Here is a 16406-nt window from a genome sequence, read left to right on the forward strand (position 1 = left end):
CCGATACGGTTCTGCTTTCGAAGAATGCCGAGGTGCCTTTGCCCCCGGCCTCCATGTCCAAGCTGATGACGCTTTATGTGGCTTTTGAGGCCCTGCGCGATGGGCGGCTGACGCTGGATGAACAGCTGCCGGTCAGCGAACACGCGATGAGCTATGGCGGCTCCACCATGTTCCTGGACACAACCGACCGTGTCCGGGTCGAGGACCTTCTGCGCGGCATCATCGTGCTGTCGGGCAACGACGCCTGCGCGGTGATCGCCGAGGCCCTGAGCCCGGACGGAACCGAGGCCGGTTTCGCCCGTTACATGACCAAGCGTGCGCGCGAACTGGGCATGGCCAATGCCACCTTTGCCAATTCCAACGGTTGGCCCGCCGCCGGGCATCGCATGTCGATGCAGGATCTGGGCATTCTCGCTCAGCATCTGATCGAAGATTTCCCGCAGTATTACCCGCTGTTTTCGGAAAAGACCTTTGAATTTGATGGACGCGCGCCGTCGAACACCCGCAACCGCAATCCGCTACTGACGCTGGGCATTGGCGCCGACGGTCTGAAAACAGGCCACACGAGTGAGGCAGGCTATGGCCTTGTTGGATCAGCCAAACAGGGCGACCGGCGGGTGATCTTCGTGATCACGGGGTTGGCCAGCACCAAGGCGCGTGCAGAGGAGGCAGAGGCCCTCGTTAACTGGTCGTTTCGCCAATTTACCAAGAAAACCATCGCCAAAGCTGACACCCCTGTCGCCGAAGCCGAAGTATGGCGCGGCGCTGCACGATCGGTAGGCCTGGTGCCAGCCGAAGATCTGGAAATCCTGGTACCCGCCCTTACCGGCAGTGAGATCAACGCCGAGGTGGTCTACACCGGCCCCATCGACGCGCCGGTCCGCAAGGGCGACAAACTGGCCGAGCTGGTCTTCCAGCCCGATGAGTTGCCCGAGGTGCGCTTGCCGCTGGTGGCGGCGAATGACGTGCCCGCGGGTGGCTTTCCGGTGCGGGTCAAGACCGCCGCGCAGGTTCTGATCAAACGCTTTCTGAACGGCCCCGAGGACGCGCTGTGACACCCGGTCCCGAACGCGGATTGTTCATCACCTTCGAAGGCATCGACGGGTCCGGCAAATCCACCCAGTGTCGGCTGCTGGCCGAGAGGCTTCAGGCGGCAGGGCGCGAGGTGGTGCTAACTCGCGAGCCCGGCGGCTCCCCCGGGGCCGAAGAGATCCGGCGGCTGGTGCTGGAGGGCGATCCCGACAAATGGTCGGCGGAGACCGAAATCCTGTTATTCACAGCCGCGCGCCGGGATCATCTGGAGCGCACCATCGAACCGGCGCTCGCCGCTGGAAAGGTGGTGATCTGCGATCGGTTTGCCGACAGCACCCGCATGTATCAGGGCCTGTCGCGCGGCGATCTACGCGCTACGGTGGACCAGCTGCATGACCTGATGATCGGCCGTGAACCGGATCTGACCATCCTGATCGACATGGACCCGGCCACCGGCCTCTCGCGCGCCAAGGGGCGTCAGGGCACTGAAGAACGGTTCGAGGATTTCGGCCTGTCCTTGCAGGAAAAGATGCGCGCCGGGTTTCTGGCACTGGCGCAGGAATTCCCCGACCGGTTCCGCGTTCTGGACGGCGACCGTGCTCTGGATACGGTCGCGCAGGACGTTCTGTCGCAGGCGCTGGCGGCCCTTTCCCCCGAAGGAAACCCGGTATGAGCGCGCAGGACGAGTTGCCGCGGGCAGATCAGGCCGCAGGCGCGCCACACCCGCGGGAAACCCCACAAATATTCGGCCAGAACAAGGCAGAGCAGGGTTTTCTTACCGCCTTCAACTCGGACCGGTTGCATCACGGCTGGCTGTTGACCGGGCCGCAGGGCATTGGCAAGGCGACGTTGGCCTGGCGCATCGCGCGGTTTCTTCTGGCGACGCCCCCGGCCGAGGACGGGTTGTTCGGCGCGCCGCCGCCAGCGACCACGCTCGACGTCGACCCGGATCACCCGGTATCGCACCGGATCCACGCCCTGGCCGAACCGGGGTTGGCCGCGATCACCCGCAGCCATAACGACAAGGGCAAGCTGCGCGATCAGATCGTTGTCGATGATATCCGTGCACTGAACCGGTTCTTCGGCCTGTCTGCCACTGATGGCGGGCGCCGGGTGGTGATCGTGGATGCCGCCGATGACATGAACCCCAGCGCCGCCAACGCCCTCTTGAAAATGCTGGAAGAGCCGCCCGCGCGGACCACCATGTTCCTCATTTCGCATCAGCCCTCGCGCCTGCTGCCGACAATCCGCTCGCGCTGCCGCACGCTGCGCCTTGGCCCTCTTTCGGCCGAGAATATGCAGGCCGCCCTCAGCCAATCCGGGGCCGAACTGCCAGAGAACGCCGATCATCTTGCGGCGCTGGCGGCCGGATCGGTCGGCGCGGCGCTGCGTCTTCTGAACCTTGGTGGGCTAAAGACATACGCCGAACTTGTGCAGATCCTCGATTCTCTGCCCCGTCTGGACCGTCAGCGCGCCATGGCGCTGGCCGAAACCGCTGCCCAGCGCGGCGGCGCGGAGAAATTCGAACTCCTGCTGACCCTGACCGAGGTCGCCATGGCCCGCCTTGCGCGCACCGGTGCCACCGGACAGCCGCCCCAGCCAGAGGCCGCCCCCGGTGAAACCGCCATGTTGCAGCGCCTCGCCCCCGATCCGCACAAAGGCCGGGCATGGGCCGACCTTTCTGCCGAAGCGACGGCGCGGGCCCGCCACGGTCAGGCCGTGAACCTTGACCCCGCCGCGCTAGTCCTAGATACGGTTTTCAAGATGCAGGAAACCGCGTCGCGCTGATCCCGACTCGTCCGGGCTGGTCTGGGCAGGTCCGGGGCTGCGGCGCACAAGACGACGAAAGACAGGCATGAGCAGCACACCCCTTCCCCAGATCACCGACAGCCACTGCCATCTGGATTTCCCGGATTTCGCTGGCGAGCTGGATCAAGTGATCGCCCGTGCCACCGAAGCCGGGGTCACCCGGATGGTCACCATCTGCACCAAGATGAAGAATGAACCCTCGGTGCGCGCCATCGCCGAAACCCACGCGCCGGTGTTTTACGCCGCAGGCACCCACCCGATGAGCGCGGCTGATGAGCCGCTGGTCAGCGTGGATGAACTGGTGGCGCTGGCCAAACACCCCAAATTCGTCGGCATCGGCGAGACCGGTCTGGATTACCACTACACCGCGGACAGCGCCGAGATTCAGCAGGTCTCACTGCGCAATCACATTTCCGCCGCCCGTGAAACCGGCCTGCCGCTGATCATCCACGCCCGCGCCGCGGATGACGACATGGCCCGCATCCTGTCCGAAGAAATGAAGAACGGCAGCTATTCCTGCGTGATGCATTGCTTCTCCTCCTCGGCGGAACTTGGCCGGGCGGCGCTGGATCTCGGGTTTTACCTGTCGATGTCTGGGATTGCCGCCTTCCCCAAAAACCAGGAGCTGCGCGACATCTTTGCCGCCGCGCCCATCGATCGCATTCTGGTGGAAACCGACGCGCCCTATCTGGCACCGCCGCCGCACCGGGGCAAACGCAATGAACCCGCTTATTCTGCCCTGACCGCCAAAGTCGGCGCCGAGGCCTTTGGCATGGACTACGCTGACTTCGCGGCCCAGACGCAGGAGAATTTCGACCGGCTGTTCTGGAAAGCAGCGCAATATCAGGCGGCCGCCTGATGGCTGAACTGCGCTTTACCATCCTTGGCAGCGGCTCTTCGGGCGGGGTGCCGCGCCTTGGCGGTCACTGGGGCGATTGCGACCCTCAGAACCCGCGCAACAGGCGGCGGCGCTGCTCCATGCTGGTTGAGCGCGAAGGCCCGGATGGCACCACCACAGTGCTGATCGATACCTCACCGGATATGCGCAGCCAGCTGCTGGATGCAGAGGTCGGGCGGCTGGATGCGGTGGTCTATACCCATTCCCACGCGGACCATGTGCATGGCATCGACGATCTGCGCATGATCGTCTTCAACATGCGCAAGCGGATCCCAGTCTACGCCGATGGCGATACCCAGAACGCCCTGCTGTCGCGCTTTGGCTATGCCTTTGTGCAGCCCGAAGGATCGCCCTATCCGCCGATCCTGGATCTGCAAAGCATCAATGGCCCCTTTGTTATCGATGGCCCTGGCGGCGAAATCCCCTTCCGCCCCTTCGAGGTCGGGCATGGGTCGATCGACGCGCTGGGGTTCCGGATGGGGGGGCTGGTCTATCTACCCGACGTGGTCGACATCCCCGACAGTGCCCTGCCCGAGCTGCAGGATATGGATTGCTGGGTTCTGGACGCCCTGCGCCGCACCCCACATCCCACGCATTTCAACATGACGCAGGCGCTGGAGTGGATCGAGCGGATGCAGCCCCGGCGGGCGGTGCTGACCAACATGCATATCGATATGGATTATGCCACGGTCGAGGCAGAAACCCCCGATCATATCTCTGCCGCCTATGATGGCATGGTGATCCGCAGTCCGATCTAGGGCCGCCCAACCGGGCGAGTGCCCATTAGGACTACGACTATATGCTGCAAAGCCTGATCGACGTCATTCTGCCCGTTTTCCTGGTGGTCGCTGCGGGCTATGCCGCAACGATGAAGGGATATTTCACGCACAGCCATATCGAAGGGCTGATGAAATTCACCCAGAGCTTTGCCATCCCCTGCTTGTTGTTCCGGGCGATTGCCAATCTGGATCTCTCCAGCAGTTTTGACCCGACATTGCTCGTCAGCTTTTACACCGGGGCGGGGATCTGTTTTCTGATCGGCCTCTTCGGTGCCCGGCTGATCTTCAAACGCGACTGGGAAGACTGCGTGGCCATCGGCTTCTGCTGCCTGTTCTCCAACTCGGTTCTGCTGGGTCTGCCGATCACCGAACGCGCCTTTGGCCCGGACAATCTGACCGGTAACTATGCGATCATCGCGTTCCATTACCCTTTTTGCTACGGCATCGGCATCACCGTGATGGAGATCGTCAAGAACCGCGGCAGCGGCAGCATGAAGATGGCACGCTCGGTGCTGACTGCGATGTTCCGCAACGTGCTGATCCTCGGGATTGCACTGGGATTTGCCGCCAACCTGATCGGCCTCACCATTCCTGGTGCAATTGACGATGCCCTGCAGCTTCTGATCCGCGCCGCGCTCCCGGCGGCGCTGTTCGCCCTTGGCGGCGTACTGGTGCAATACCGCCCCGAGGGCGATCTGCGCACTATCGCATTTGTCTGCGTAACCGCCCTGATGGTGCACCCGGCCATCGTCTGGTCCCTTGGCAGCACTCTTGGCCTGAAACAGGATCTGTTCCGCTCCGGTGTTCTCAATGCCGCGATGGCGCCGGGCTTTAACGCCTATATTTTTGCCAATATGTACGGCCGCGCCCGGCGCGTCGCCGCTTCCTCGGTATTGATTGCAACCGGGGCCTCGGTACTGACGGTGTGGTTCTGGCTCGTGGTCCTCACCTGAGGCACCACCCCTGCCCGCCTAGGCCTCGCGCAGGTTCAGCCGGGCAGTCGCAGCGCCCAGAGCAGCGGCTCATCAAAGTTATACATGACCAGCTGTCCGTCCTCGGCCAGTTCCATCCGGTTGACCAGACCCAGCTGCTGTAGAAACTCGCGCTCTGCGATCATCGTTTGTTCGTTACAGAGCCCGCCGCCGATATCAAACGGCGTAAACATGAGGTTCTGCAGGTCCGGCCCATAGGTGGTGGTGAAGCTGCGGCAGGGGCTGGAGCCGTAGAGCGTGCCCTCGGCAAAATCGAACCGCATTTCGTCAAAGCCCGCAATGTCGATGCCCTTTACCCGCTGCACGATCCAGGCGCCATCGAAACTCTCTGCCGTGGGTGAAACCATGGGGACCCCTCCACTGGGTGCATTGGCGTGCTCCGAGGCATAAGAAAATCCCGCCAAACTCCAACCGCAAACCCCGGCACTGACTGCCAGGATCACGGCCAGAAAGGGACCTGAAATCCTCATGTGGCAGAGCCGGTTATCGGGAAAATCGGCATAATCTCACCTTGGTGCATATGCCCCCAGAGTCTGCGCAGTCTGTACGGTTTCACAAGAAAAAAATTCTTGCCGAAACGTTAACCGCGTGCGACCCTGAAAGAGGCAAGTGTGTAGTGTGCTATTTTTAAACAGTTTTTCAGTCCAGGAGCTGCCCAATGCCTCTTGATGGATCTGCCGCGAAAGAAATCAAACAACAGATGGCAATCGCCCGCAAACGCGAGCTGGCCTTTGGTTTGTGTTTTGGCAAGAAGATCGAAGACTCGGTCTTTCTCACCCACAAGACCAAAGCCGCCAAGGTGCTTGGCAAGCAGGCGAAATCCGATGGGGAGACGCCGCAGTTCACCTTTGGACGGCTGAAACTGGACGGCAAGGAACTGACCCTCATCGTCGAAGGAAAGATCCCGCCGGGCATGGCCCGCAAGACCAAGAAAATGTTCATGGTCGTCGGGCTGAAATACAGCATCATCATTCAGGACCCCGACGGACAGGTCGTCGAAGCGGAGAAAGATGAGAACGAAGAAGTCCCGGCTGCGAAAGAGGCCGCAAGCGGCGAGACGGCGACGGAAACGGCAGAACCGGATGGCCCTTCAGCGCCCTCAGGCGCCACTGATCCGGCAGAGGAGAAATGGGCTGCAGCCGCGAAAAAGGTCGAAGCCAACCTCGTGAAGCTGCGTCAGATCGCCGGGATTGATCTTTCCCGGGTCGAGACGCTTTGGAAGGCGTTGCAGGCCAAGGCAGACACCGGCGCCTTTGCCACGGCGCTAGAGCATGTGGCCAAGCTGTCGGCCGAGATGAAGACGGCGGCCCAGGACGCCGCTGCGCGGGCCAAGCGGCAAACCCTGCTTGAGGCAAAGTGGCAGCAGGCAGAAGCCAAGCTGAAGCCGCTGATCGACGAGGTTCTCTCCTTCAAGACAACCCAATCCGAGAAAATTCAGGCGGTCTGGGCTCAGATCACCGCGAGGGTGGAAGCCACGCCGCCTGATTTCGAAGGCGCGCTTAAGGCGGTCGGTCCGCTGGCACAGGCCATTTCCAAGGCCCGTCAGGCCGCGGCCGAGGCACCTCAGGAAGAACCGGCCCCGCCAAGCGGAGGGGCCGAGGCGGCGGAAGGCGGCGACACGACAACGATCCCCCGCCCGGACGCACCGGAAAAAGCGCCCGAACAATCCGCTCCGCCCTCAGGCGAAGCCGCTGGCGATACGGATGATACCGACCTGTCCGACCAGATTGCCCGTATCGAAGCCGGGTTGAAAGAGCTGCGCGACGGCCCGGTGAAGACCTATAACACCATCGTGCCCGAGGCGGTCAGCCAGACCCCGGACAAATGGAAGACCGCCCTGGAGAAAGTCGAGGCGCTGGCGAACGAAGCCAAGGCCAAGCCCGAAAGCAGCAGCACGGCCAAGCTGGAGGCTGGCGAAAAGGCCCTTGCCGGGCTGAAAAAGGCAGTTGCCACCGACACCGAAGCCAAGACCGGTTTTGGCAAGGCGCTGGCAATCTTTGACCTGCGGATGGTCCCCCTGACCAGCCATCCAAAGGCCGGGGCCCCGGAAATCGCACCCGAAATCGCCACGATCAACGACACCCGCACGGACGCCATCGCAAAGGCAAAGGCTCACGATCTGAAAACCGCGACTGAGGCGCTCACGGCTGCTGAGGCCGAGATCACCAAGGCCGAAGTGCTCGCCGATGACTTTGCCCATTTCATGGCGCTGGACCCCGACCGCAAGGAGCTGGCCGACGCTGCGCGTGGGGTAACGGTCGGCGATCCCGCGATCGACGATGCCGCCCGCGAGATGGAACGCCTTTACGATGCGGCGCAGCAGGACAAGGCCGCGAAGAAATTCAAGGATGGCATCAAGAAGCTGGATGAGATCGCCGCAGTTTACGCCAAAACTGCCCGGGTGCGGACGCTGCGGGAAAGCTATGAAGACGCCCGGCCCAAGGCCAAGACTTGGGTCGATTACTGGGCCACGCTTCCCGGCGCTGTAAAAAACCTGCTCACGGTCAAGCTGACCGAGGCGAATGGCTATTACAACGATTCCGATGTCGCCACGAGCAAGGACTACGCCGAGTCACTCAAGACCCTTGGCAAGTTCTGGCACCTGCGGGCGTTTCTGGAAACCGAAATTCCGGTGGTGCAGCAATACGCGCCCAAGCTGACCGCCTTTGAGGCCAAGCTGAAGGAATTCAAGGACCACGATGGCGCCTCGGGCATTCAGGTGATCATCCTGAAAATGGAAAGCGATCTCGCCTCGGCCAAGGCGGAAGCGGCGCTTCACAAGTACTCAACGGCCATATCCCTGCTGGATGCCACGGCCGGGGATTGGGCAGCAACCACTGCGCAGGCGGACGCCTGTAAGGCCTACAAGGAAAAGCGCCAGGTCGTTCAGGGCAAGATCGCACCGCTGAAGAACGTACCGCAAGCCGCAGGCATGCTGGCCGATGCCGAGGCGCTGCTGGCCGAAGCCGTGGCCCATGCGCTCAAGCTCGACTTCCCCACGGCCAACACCTGCCTGGCGGATGCGGAAAAACGCCTCGACAGCGCTAAGGCTGCGGCAGAGGCCGCAGTCGAGCTGGACGGGCTGACCGATACCGCCGCGCTGGATAACCTGAAAAAGAAATGGGACCCGGCCTTCAAGGTCTTCACCGATATCCGGGACAAGGTGGTCGCGGCGGATACCGGCAATGATTTCACAGTGCTGATCGCCAAGGCACAGGTGCCTGCCGCGGAGGCTGAAAAAGCCAAGAAAGCCAAGAAATACGACGATGCGCGCGCCCATCTGGACAGCGCCATCGCCAATCTGAAACTCGCCATGGTGCTGGTCCATCAGCATCACGCCTATGAGGAACTGAAAACCTCGCTGGGAACGCGGGTGGCTGGGCTGGCGGCGCTGAACGATGCCAATTGCCTGCAGCCGCATCTGGATGACATCACCCGTCTGACCAGCGAAGCAGACGATCTGATCAAGCCCGAGGCCTATGACTACGACGGCGCCGAGGCCAAGCTTGCCGCCGCACGCGCTATGGTCGACCAGGCCCGCGCGGAAGGTGAGCTCTACAAGACGATCAAGGCGGACCGGGCCAAGGCAACCGCGGTGATCGCCAAGATCACTACCGAGGGAGGCGATGTAGAAACACAGCTGGAGCATCGCAAGACTGAGATTCAGGCGCTGATCGACGAAAGCATCCGGCTGCAAACCGCGCGGGATTTCAAAGGCGCAGCGGAGAAGGCCAAGGATGCAGCCGGTTGGGAAAAGGCCACCGACGCGGATCTGACGACACTCAAAACCGTGCTGGGCTGGGAAGGTCCCTATTTCAAGGTCCCCCGCGCCACGCTGATCGGCCCGGGCAAGGAAGCCGGGGTGCATCAGATCGCCCGGGCGGACGCGGATTTTGCCAAATATGAGGCAATGAAGGCCGCGCATACCTATACGGCGGCGCGCGGAATGTTCGAAAAGGCTTACCAGAAAGTCGAGGCGTGCAAGGTTCTTCTCGCGGCGGCGGCGCCCTACCCTCAGGCGGTTACAGATGCGCAGGCAGCGGTCGATGCATTGGCCGCCGAAGGCAACGATGCCACCAAGGACCGGATCAAGGAGATGACAGACCGGCTGGCGGCAGCCAAGCTCGATACCACCCGGACCGACCTGACGGAGAACGATTATTCGCAAGCCGTGAAGGAATTGAAGGCACTCACCGAGGCTGCCAAGGCGCTGCTGACCGCGATCACCGGATCATCGGAGTATGAAACCGCGCGGGCAGAGGCAAAGGCCAAGCTGGACGAGGCGCAGGCGCACAAGCAGGCCGACGCCATCGCGGCGCAGCTGACCCGGCTGACAGCCAAATATGACGCGCTGGTCAAATTGGCACCAAGTGACTACGCGACGGCAAAAACCATGGCAGAGGAAGTTGCAGCCTCGGCCGAAGAGGCCCTGTCGACCGCCAAGACGCATGGCATCCTTGAAGTGGTGAATTCGGCCATTGGCGGGGATGAGGACAGCGCCCCCTGGTGGCCGCAGGTACAGGCGGCGAAACTGTCGATCAAAGTGGTCGGCAGCCGTAAAAACGCCGATGTCGCAGCGGTACACCTGAAGACCGCGACGGCGGAAATCGAAAACTGCCAGAAAGACGGATTGGCGCCAAAGGTCGCCAAAGGGCATCTTCTTGCCGCGCTGGAGGCCTGCAACACGGCGGATGAGGTGATTTCGCAATATGCCTTCATCACGCAGGAAATCACCCGTGCCCGCACGGCCCTGACCCCGGTCCAGGACCACGAAGAGGCCGCCTATGTCGCCGCCGAGGTTGCCGAGATTGAAAAGCTGCTGACCGGGGCAGAGACCGCTGCCAGAGGTGGCCAGAACTATGCTGCGGTCAGCGCCGATATCGAAAAGGCCATCACCCTGACCAAGACGGCGCTGGAGCTGGCCACGCAACACAAGACGTACAAGGACCTGCGCGCCGAACCGGAAGTGGAACCCCGTCTGGCCGTGCTCGAAGGGCACGAACACCGCTACGCCATCAAACCCAGCATCGACACCATGCGCAAGAAACTGGCGGATGCCGCGGCGCAGGACGGTGGTAAACAACCGGCCGACGCCATCAAGCTGCTGGAAGAGGCGCGCGCCATTGGCACCAGCGCCTTTGTCATGGCGCAGATGCGGGCCAACACGCCGCCAGAGCCCGCCGACATCGAGAAAATCCTGGCACGCCCGGGTGGCACCGCCGAGCTGGATGCGATGATCGACAATCTGGAGCCGGAAGCCCAGCGCGCGGTGGTCAAGGTCGCTTTCAAGGCACGTTTTGGCTGCGATATCAAAAACTTCAGCAACAAGAACCTGGCGCCAGCCACCGAAATCGCCGATGGCGATCTGAAAGGCCCCAATATCGTGGCCTTCTACAAGGCAATGCAAGACCTGCCGCTGGACCACACGCTCAACAATGACTCGCTGAAGAAATTCGCCATCAACGAAGCCGACAAAGGCGGATCCATGTACCAGGGCAACGAGAAACGGATCGTGATGCACGAAGGTGATGCGGGCCTATCGCCCAACTATGCCTTCGGCAGTGATGACGCGGTCGGCAGCCTGGATGATGCGGCCACCCCGGAGGAGCGCGCCGAGCTGGAAAAATGCAAACCCGCGAACGAAGAACCGGTGACCTACTTCAACTGGAACACCCTGCACGAGGTTGGCCATGCGGTGGATGACAAACACGGCTTCATGAACAGCAACGGCAGCAAAAAGGATTTCGGTGGCTGGACCGAATACGGCATGGCGATTTCGGACATCGCCGAGAAATTTGCCAAGAAGTTCAAATATGACAAAGACTATATCACCGAATACATGGCCCATAACACAAGCGCCCATGCCCCGGACAAACCCGCGGACGAGACCTGCACGGACGAAGAATGGGAAACCCGGCGCGTTCAGGTTCAGGCGCATATCGATAGCGCCTCGGAGCCCGCAAAACCATGGTCCAGCATGACCTCTGCCAAGAAGCTCGCGATTGACGGTGTTGTGTATCAGGAGAGTTATACCAACAGCTGGACCTCCTATCTTCTTGGCGCACGCGCCAAGGGCATGACCGGCTACCAGTTCCGGGCGCCGGGCGAATGGTTTTCCGAACTTTATGCCGCCTATCACTCGGGCAAGCTGAAACCGAACCATCCGGCGATTGACTGGTTGTCCAAACTCTGACTGATCGAAAGGCTGCCGACCGATGTCCCTGTTTCATCCCGTCAATCTGCTCTGCCCGCAATGCGAGGCGCCCGTGTCCATGTCCGCCGTCGGCAGTGTCAACGCCGACCGTCGTCCCGACCTACGGGACGACATCCTGGAGGACCGGTTTCAGGACGCGGCCTGCCCCGCCTGCGGCGAGAGTTTTCGCCTGCAACCGCAGTTCAATTACCTCGACGCCGGGCGCGGGCAATGGATCGCTGCGATGCCTGCCAACCGGTTGCGCGATCATCTGGAGCTGGAGGATGAGGCCAATGATCTGTTTTCCACCAGCTATGGGTCGCAGGCCCCCGCTGCCGCGCAGGAGGTCGGCAAAGGGCTAACCGTGCGACTGACCTTTGGCTGGCCAGCGGTGCGGGAAAAATTGCTGCTGCGGCAACTGGAGCTGGACGATGTGATCGTCGAGATGATGAAGCTGCATATCCTGCGCAGCGTCGAAACCGCCCCCTTGGCTGAAGGCATTGAGCTGCGGCTTGTCGATGTGGACGAAGAGACCGGCAGCTATGTCTTTGCCTGGCTGGAAACCGCATCGGAAAAATACATTGAATACCTGAACGTGCCATCAGAGCTGTATCAGGTGATCCACGACAACCCGGAGGGATGGGCCGCGATCCGCGGTCGGCTGGAGACAGGACCTTTCGTCGATATGCAGAAACTCTACATGGGTGAAGGCCGCCATACGGGCGATAAACGCCAGGCAGGTTAACACCGCGCAGCCGACACTCAGCGCAAACCGCGGCGGCGGAGGGGCAAAAACGTTCCTCTTGTCGGGCAGACATCAGGCGATCTGCCCTGCCACTAGGTGCGGTTAAACCCATCCGTGCTCTGCCCATCGCGGCTGGAAAAGCAGGGATGGAAGGCGCTCTTCACCGTAGAATGCATCAAAACTTGGCTCAAAACCGACAACTTGTAACATGTTTCCGGCACTACTGTTGCGTGGCAGCTACGGCTGTGTATGCTCCCAGACACATCCGAAATGACAGAAAGGTAAGTGGGCTTCATGCAGGATCTGACCCCGGCGACACTCGACAACAATGCAATCGAAAGCGCGGAGGATCTGTCGTCCATCGCTTTCAGTTTCATGGCATCAAAGGCGCTGTTCACCGGTCTGCATGTCGGTATCTTTTCACTGCTCGCGGACGGCCCCAAGACGGCCAAAGAACTGTCAGAGGCCGCAGATGTGCCGCTCAACCGCATCGTCACGCTGACAACCGCGCTGGCCAGCGTCGGGTTGCTGAGCAACACGGACGATGACAAGATCAAGAATTCCCCCGCCGCGCAGAATTTCCTTTCGAAAACATCGAAATACGATTTCGGGGATTATCTTCGCTATCAGATCGACCAGCAGATGTACCCTTTCCTGCTGCAGTTGAATGCGGTGATGAAAGGCGAACTCTCCGAGGATGCAATCGCTTCTTACCGGCACTGGATGGCGGATGAAGAACAGGCTTCGGTCTATTCCGAAAGCCAGCACGCCGGCTCTCTTGGCCCGGGGCGCACACTGGCCCGCACTGTGGACCTGTCCCATGCCAAGACCCTCTTGGACGTGGGCGGCGGCACCGGCGCGATGACCATCAGCCTGTGCAACGAATATGAGAACCTTGAGGCCACCATCATCGACTTCCCCAACGTGGCAGAAATCGGCTGGGGTTTTGTCTCCGAGGCCGGTCTGATCGACCGGGTGCGCTATATTCCAGGCAACGCCATCGAAATCCAGTGGCCAGGCAACCAGGACGCCATCCTGATGTCCTATCTGATGAGCGGCGTTCCCGGCGACGACGTCGAGGGCCTGCTGACGAAAGGCTTTGAGGCGCTGGCTCCCGGTGGCAAGCTGATGGTGCATGACTTCATGGTGGAAGAGAACCGCCGCGGACCCGCGCTGGCCGCACTCTGGCAGTTGCAGCACATGGCCTTTACCCCCGACGCCCGTTCGCTATCGGTGGGCTGGCTGACGGAAATGGGCAAAACGATCGGTTTCGAGGTCGAGACCGTCGACAACCTGATCCCGGCGATGACCAAACTGGTCGTCTTTTCCAAACCTGCCTGAGCCGGGGGAGCGGAGATGTCGACATTTCGCGTACACGAAGAGCCGCTTCAGCAGGAGTGGCTGGATGCCTATGGCCACCTGAACGAAGCCTACTATCTGGTCCCGTTCAGCAATGCGACATGGAAACTGCAAGACCGTTTCGGGATCGGTACCGCATATTTCGAGGAAACGGGCTGCGCGCTATATACGCTTGAGACGCACCTGCGGTACGTGGGGGAAGTGCGCGCTCCGGCAACCCTGTCAATCGAGGCCGCGATCCTGGGCGTGGACAGCAAACGTTTGCAGATCGGGCACACAATGTGGTCGGCCGATCAGGAATGCGCGACGTTTGAATGCATGCTGCTGCACTACGATACGCGCCAGCAACGTGCCACGGCCCTCCCCGAGGCGATCTATAACAGCCTTTTGGATGCGGTTCTGTCCCCTGCCCCGGAATGGGCCGGACGCGCAGTGCGTCAGTTGTGCGGAGCTGTCGCCGGTTGATGCTGGCCCGGCCAACTAGCCTCCCAACACCTGCAATAACCGTGGCCGTGGTTGCGCTTGGCCTCGCGGATGCGAGGCCAAGCCAATCTGTGTCCGAAAACCGGAGGCGATTTCGCTCACAACAATGCCTCAAAGGCATCAAGGTGCGCATAGGAGCCCTGCAACAGGTTTTCATAGATGTCCGCCAGAGCAGTGTCCGGCACGGCCTCGGCCGCAGCCGCGATATCGACGATGTCTTTCTCCTCGATCGCCACACCGACCTCCAGCGCGTCTTCTAGCGAGGTCAGCCCCTGCTCCAGAAGCGTGTCGTACATCTCCTGCAACTCGGGATTGGAGAATTCGCCAGCGGTGTCGAAAACGAAGGAATCGACATCGACGCCGATCTTCTCTGCATAATCGACAAGCGCGTCAAAGTGCTGGTCTTCGGACTCCTCGATATTGGCGAAGATCTCCTCTCCATAAACATCGTAAAAGGCCTCGTAGAGATCACCCGCAAGCTTTTCCTCTTCGATCATGAACTTCAGCTCTGCGATGGCCTCAGCGCTAAGCGTCACAGCAACAGAGGCATCATCGGTTGATACCGTTTCAACCTGCTGTGTCTCAGCTTCGTTACGGTGCCATTTGCCACCGCCAATACCTGTATCAAGGCCGGTTTCGGCGGACAGTTTAACACCGTCGGTGCCTTCGAAACTCACTGTGTACTCGCGGTAGGAAACACTGTTCATGCTCATGTCTTTCTCCTGTGCCGGTTGCTGATCTCAAGGTGAACGAGGCCCGGCGCGCCCATTACATTCAGAAAAATACATATGTAAATTGGCTCGTGAATTGAAACTGGCCTGCCAGCAGACCGGCGTTGCGCCGCTGATTTGGCAGCGAAATTTTGCCGTGCGCCCGCTGCAACGACTGCACTCGTGACGTCGTGCCGCAAGCCTTGGAAGCCGATTGGCAACCTCTGCATGCTGCCAGACATGCCAGCGCATGCGTTCTGACAACAGCCATTAGAATGCTCAGAGCACATTTCAAGATCGCATTGGAGAGATCGGAGCCAAGCCTCACTGCTGAGAGGCCCACTCACGTCGAGCACCTAGGCGATCGGGATCTTTGCGACCTCGGATTTGAACCATTCGCCAAAGGCAATGAGCCGCGGATCGGGGAAATCCGTATCCGGATAGACCAGCCACATCCCCCGTCCGGTGGTCAGGCGGGTCTCATTGAGGCGCACAAGATGCCCAGCAGCCACGTCGGCAGCGGTCAGGCTGACATCGGCCAGCGCAGCACCATGCCCGGCAAAGGCAAGGTCCACGACCCGCGCGCGGCTGTCGTAGGCGACCATGTTCTTTGGCGGCGGTCCCGCATAACCCAAAAGGTTCAGCCAGGCCTGCCAATCGTCCTTGCGGCCGTCGATATAGGCCAGGGTCAGCTTGGCAATCTCATCGGCGGACAGTGGCAGACGCCGCCCCGAGACAACCGAGGGCGCCGCCACCGGCACCAGTTCATCACGGTGCAGTTCGACTGCGGTCAGCCCGGGCCACTCCCCGGTGCCGTAGCGCATGCCACCATCAAGATCCGATTTGCGAAAATCGGTATCCGTGGCGCTCATCTCCGGTTCGACCGTGATCTCCGGATACATGGCATGAAACCGCGACAGGCGCGGCAATACGATGCGATTGCCGTAAAAGGGCGTGACCGCCACCCGCAATGTCCCGCTCATCGGATTGCCCTGCAGTTCAATCGCAGCGGCCTCGATCGTGTCGAAGGCCTTGCCGATCCGGTCGGCAAAACGTTTTGCCGCGTCGGTCGGTTGAACCGCACGCCCACGACGCCGGAACAGGCTCATCCCAAAGGCTTCTTCAAGCGATTTGACCTGATGGCTGATGGCCGCGTTGGTCACGTTCAGCTCAGCCGCCGCCTCCTTGAAGCTTTCATGCCGCGCGGCAGCTTCGAAGGATCTGAGGGCATTGAGAACAGGAAGACGTCGAGGCATGGCATTATGGTCAAATTTTCCTCATCCATAGTGCTAGAATGTTTCATTATTATCAACCACGAGATTTTGATATACCGCCGCTACTGCAAAACCCGAAATTCTTGGTGGGTTACGATCCTGAAGTTGTCTGACACCTGGCTTCGGAAGGAT

13 protein-coding genes are annotated in these 16406 nt (G+C 60.9%); 10 read left to right on the top strand and 3 right to left on the bottom strand.

Going from position 1 to position 16406, the window contains the following annotated elements; genetic code table 11:
* The 6 genes from C6W91_RS19170 to C6W91_RS19195 form a co-directional block, all read left to right on the top strand.
* Positions 1-1055: D-alanyl-D-alanine carboxypeptidase family protein (locus C6W91_RS19170; protein WP_370571398.1), on the top strand; the 1055-nt coding region annotated here is incomplete at its 5' end.
* Positions 1052-1705 carry a dTMP kinase gene (gene tmk / locus C6W91_RS19175; RefSeq protein ID WP_370571399.1) on the top strand — a complete coding sequence of 218 codons (654 nt, stop codon included), beginning with the start codon at positions 1052-1054 and terminating at the stop codon, positions 1703-1705. The genes C6W91_RS19170 and tmk, both read left to right, overlap by 4 nt.
* On the top strand, positions 1702-2820 hold the full coding sequence (locus C6W91_RS19180) for a DNA polymerase III subunit delta' (RefSeq protein WP_370571400.1): 1119 nt from the start codon (positions 1702-1704) through the stop codon (positions 2818-2820). Before tmk ends, C6W91_RS19180 begins: the two co-directional genes overlap by 4 nt.
* Before the next feature lie 67 nt (positions 2821-2887).
* The gene (locus C6W91_RS19185) at positions 2888-3700 is read left to right on the top strand and encodes a TatD family hydrolase (protein WP_370571401.1); all 813 of its coding nucleotides are present in this window, start codon (positions 2888-2890) and stop codon (positions 3698-3700) included.
* Entirely contained in the window at positions 3700-4497 is a 798-nt protein-coding gene (locus tag C6W91_RS19190; RefSeq protein ID WP_370571402.1) for an MBL fold metallo-hydrolase, read from the top strand. The genes C6W91_RS19185 and C6W91_RS19190 overlap by 1 nt, the downstream gene beginning before the upstream one ends.
* A 41-nt stretch (positions 4498-4538) precedes the next feature.
* Entirely contained in the window at positions 4539-5471 is a 933-nt protein-coding gene (locus C6W91_RS19195) for an AEC family transporter (protein WP_370571403.1), read from the top strand.
* Between the two features lie 35 nt (positions 5472-5506).
* Here the strand turns inward: C6W91_RS19195 and C6W91_RS19200 are convergent, their stop codons facing one another.
* Entirely contained in the window at positions 5507-5857 is a 351-nt protein-coding gene (locus C6W91_RS19200; RefSeq protein WP_370571404.1) for an META domain-containing protein, read from the bottom strand.
* A gap of 311 nt (positions 5858-6168) precedes the next feature.
* On the opposite strand from C6W91_RS19200, the gene C6W91_RS19205 reads away from it, so the two are divergent.
* The 4 genes from C6W91_RS19205 to C6W91_RS19220 all read left to right on the top strand — a co-directional run bounded on the left by C6W91_RS19205 (position 6169) and on the right by C6W91_RS19220 (position 14272).
* Positions 6169-11703 (top strand): hypothetical protein, encoded by a 5535-nt coding sequence (locus C6W91_RS19205; protein WP_370571405.1) that lies wholly within the window; start codon positions 6169-6171, stop codon positions 11701-11703.
* A 22-nt stretch (positions 11704-11725) separates the two neighbouring features.
* Positions 11726-12448: a CpXC domain-containing protein gene (locus tag C6W91_RS19210; protein WP_274835791.1), complete on the top strand. Its 723-nt coding sequence runs from the start codon at positions 11726-11728 to the stop codon at positions 12446-12448.
* A gap of 294 nt (positions 12449-12742) precedes the next feature.
* Entirely contained in the window at positions 12743-13789 is a 1047-nt protein-coding gene (locus C6W91_RS19215) for a methyltransferase (RefSeq protein ID WP_065271022.1), read from the top strand.
* A 15-nt stretch (positions 13790-13804) separates the two neighbouring features.
* Positions 13805-14272: a thioesterase family protein gene (locus C6W91_RS19220; protein WP_370571406.1), complete on the top strand. Its 468-nt coding sequence runs from the start codon at positions 13805-13807 to the stop codon at positions 14270-14272.
* Positions 14273-14388: 116 nt separating this feature from the next.
* Here the strand turns inward: C6W91_RS19220 and C6W91_RS19225 are convergent, their stop codons facing one another.
* Together C6W91_RS19225 and C6W91_RS19230 are read right to left on the bottom strand one after the other, a co-directional pair.
* On the bottom strand, positions 14389-15003 hold the full coding sequence (locus tag C6W91_RS19225; protein WP_274835790.1) for a DUF2202 domain-containing protein: 615 nt from the start codon (positions 15001-15003) through the stop codon (positions 14389-14391).
* 353 nt (positions 15004-15356) lie between these two features.
* Positions 15357-16256, bottom strand: coding sequence for a LysR substrate-binding domain-containing protein (locus C6W91_RS19230; protein WP_274835789.1), 900 nt, complete (start codon positions 16254-16256; stop codon positions 15357-15359).
* Between the last annotated feature and the right edge of the window lie 150 nt (positions 16257-16406).

Origin of the sequence: Phaeobacter sp. SYSU ZJ3003, from assembly GCF_041300735.1 — a bacterium.
Classification (GTDB): Bacteria; Pseudomonadota; Alphaproteobacteria; order Rhodobacterales; family Rhodobacteraceae; genus Phycobacter; species Phycobacter gallaeciensis_A.